This is a genomic window from Streptomyces silaceus (genome assembly GCF_001419745.1).
GTDB lineage: Bacteria > Actinomycetota > Actinomycetes > Streptomycetales > Streptomycetaceae > Streptomyces > Streptomyces silaceus.
The window spans coordinates 1-2,713 of the sequence record NZ_LIRJ01000636.1 but is presented as its reverse complement, the minus strand read 5'-3'; the positions used below and the strand labels follow the sequence as shown (position 1 = coordinate 2,713).

Annotated in this window: 3 protein-coding genes; all 3 read left to right on the top strand. The window is 71.7% G+C overall.

From position 1 onward, the window contains the following. Nucleotides 1–171: 171 nt before the first annotated feature. The 3 genes from AOK22_RS38075 to AOK22_RS38065 all read left to right on the top strand — a co-directional run bounded on the left by AOK22_RS38075 (nt 172) and on the right by AOK22_RS38065 (nt 2,696). The gene (locus AOK22_RS38075; RefSeq protein WP_055703214.1) at nt 172–1,572 is read left to right on the top strand and encodes a Fic family protein; all 1,401 of its coding nucleotides are present in this window, start codon (nt 172–174) and stop codon (nt 1,570–1,572) included. A gap of 192 nt (nt 1,573–1,764) precedes the next feature. After that, nucleotides 1,765–2,280: a DUF6624 domain-containing protein gene (locus tag AOK22_RS38070; protein ID WP_055703213.1), complete on the top strand. Its 516-nt coding sequence runs from the start codon at nt 1,765–1,767 to the stop codon at nt 2,278–2,280. Between the two features lie 212 nt (nt 2,281–2,492). Continuing rightward, entirely contained in the window at nt 2,493–2,696 is a 204-nt protein-coding gene (locus AOK22_RS38065; RefSeq protein WP_055703215.1) for a hypothetical protein, read from the top strand. The last annotated feature ends 17 nt before the right edge of the window (nt 2,697–2,713 follow it).

Genomic DNA, 2,713 nt, shown 5'->3' with positions numbered 1-2,713 from the left:
TCCGGCCCGCCACGGTCGCGGCCGAGGTCGGCATCTCCGTCGACGAACTGACCTGGTTACTCGGCATGACACCCGTACGCGACCGTCGGCGGACCGGAGTGGCCGTACCACCGGGCGGGCCCCGGTCGAAATCCGCTTGAACGGCCGTCAGCGGACGGGCAGGCTTGCGCGGTGCAGTTCGAATGGACACCCCGCATCCTGACCTGGGACGACGTCGATCCCGCGCGCCACCCCTTCGACAGCGGGTCCGCGCGCGAGGTCGTGTACGGACTGGGTCCTGCCCGGTGCGTGCCGCGGCGGCCCGACCTCCCGTTCGCGGACGTGGCGATGAGCCGCTGGAGCCGTCGCGAGGCCGAACAGTGGGCCGACGCCATGTCGACCGCCCTCGTCGAGCACTACGGCCGCTGGACCATGGGCTGGCGCTGGTCACACGACGAAGGGGACTACGACGGCGGGCCGGTCGGGCACTGGTGCTGCCCGCGTGACTCGATCACCACCCCCGAGGAGACACTGCCTCGTGTCGTGGCCGCGTTGTGCGAGTGGCGCGCGTGGCTGGAGTCGCTCGCCGGGCGGTTCGAGGCATACCCGTTCGACCTGGCCGACATTGAGGACCAGCGGATCCTCTGGGAGAGCTGCGCCCGCAACCTCATCCTTCAGGTCACCGACCGCACGGGCTGCGGCAGCGGCTGGCACGGCCACTGCCGCCAGGTGCTGACCTGGTTCCTCAGCCGGTGGGGCGTCGCGCCCGACGTCGCGGAGGACCTGGTCGACGAGGCGATCGGCGGACGGTTCCACAGCTGGACGGGCCCCGACACGGCGCTCATCGGCGACGTCGCGGAGCGGCTCGCGCAGTCACTGCGGCCGGATGACGGCGCGGGTGAGCGGGACCCCGGGCCGTCCGGTGCCGCCGCTCCCGACCATCTCCAGAGCTGGCTGGCCGTACGCGAAGCCACGCCGTGGCACGAGGCTCCGGGCGACCGCACGGACGACGGCACCCCCGCACCGGTCGTCCCGTCGACCGACGGCGCGGCCGACGACTTCCGCCACTTCGACGCCGCCCTGGACCCCGCCCGCGGGGAAGGGCTGCTCGCCGCGCTGGAACTGCTCAGGGCCGATGCCGCGCGCGGCGCACCGCTCGACTTCGAGCTCCTCCGCACCTGGCAGCAGCACGTGCTCGGGACGGCTCGGCCGCCTCGCTTCCGCGAGCTGCCGGCGTTCGCCAAAGGAGGGCGCGAGCGCTACGGCATCGACGCGACGACCCGGGCCCGCCTCGACGCCTGCCTGGCCGAGAGCGCGAGGGAGGGCGAGCGGCCCCTCCCGCTGACCGCGCGCGCCGCACGCGCATATCTCGACGTCTGCTTCTTCCACCCCTTCGACGACGGCAACGCCCGCTCCGCCTTCCTCGCCCTCGTCTTCGTGCTCGCCCGCGAGGGCGTCGCGCTGAACGCGGTCAGCCTGCTCCGGCGCATCTCCTTCCAGGCCGACAACCCCGACGACTCGCTGACCCTCGCCCGGTTCATCGACATGAATATCGCGGACTCCCGCCGCGCGGCGGCGTCCCCTGCCTCCTGAACCGAGCAGAACCGGACGGAGACGGCCGTCACTTCGCGCCTGCTCTTCTCGCCCCGGGTGTAGATCCATTCTCCAGGTTCACGGAGGCTTCTGTCACCGTTCTCAAGAATGATCTTGTGCGCAATCCGCGCGCCTAGGGTTGCAGGCGTACCAGACAGTGACGAACGCACCACCCGAACAAGGGAGTTGACAGTGGCGAACGACGTTGCCGCACTGGCCGAAGAGCTCAAGGGCATGGCAGCGGCCGACCACCGTGCCGCGGTCCACGCGAACAGCGACGATCCCGCCGAGCAGTTGGCCTGGCGGCGGCTCACCGCGCGGCACGGCGACCGGCTCGACGAGATCATGACCGACCACGGCTGGCCGACGGCCGAGCTGGTCGGCGAGGAGGCCGCCAGCGCGGCCTGGCTGATCGCGCAGCACGCGGACCGACAGCTCGACGTACAGCGGCGCGCGCTGCGCCTGCTGGAGCAGGAGGTGACGCAAGGCGCGTCAAGTGCACGGGAGTTGGCGTTCCTGCGCGACCGTACACGGGTCAACGAAGGCCGCGAGCAGATCTACGGCACGCAGATCGCGGGCGTACGGGACGGGGCGCCGCTGCCGTGGCCCTGCGAGGACCCGCAGCGGATGGACGAACTGCGGGCGGAGGTCGGCATCGAGCCCTTCGACGCGTACGTCGCCCGGTTCGCACCGCCGCCCGAGCAATGAGAATCGTCAACTCCCCTTCTCCGCCCGGACGGTGAAAGGTCATCAGCCCGTCGGCTCAGATCCGACGGGCGTCCCACGGCGCGGGCATCATGGCTGTCATGCACTCACCGAACTCCGAGTGGGTCTCCATCGCCGCCTACGAGAACCTGCCGGGATGCCCACCGCCGTTGGCGGCTGCCCGTGCGTGGCTGCGCGACCGCGGCATCGACTGGATGCCGTTCGGCCGGGACGAGGTCCGCTGGAGTCTGGCGTGCGGCATCGGCGCGGACGGCCACTGGCGCGGTTGGTTCGACATCCGCGTGGAGGCCGACGCGCTGCGCAGGCTCGGCCTCCACCCCGACCAGCCCACCGCGACCGTCACCGGCCCCTCCCCGCCCGCGTGGTGGCACGCCGCGGCCGAACGCGACGCGCACTAGAAGCCCAATGAAGATGT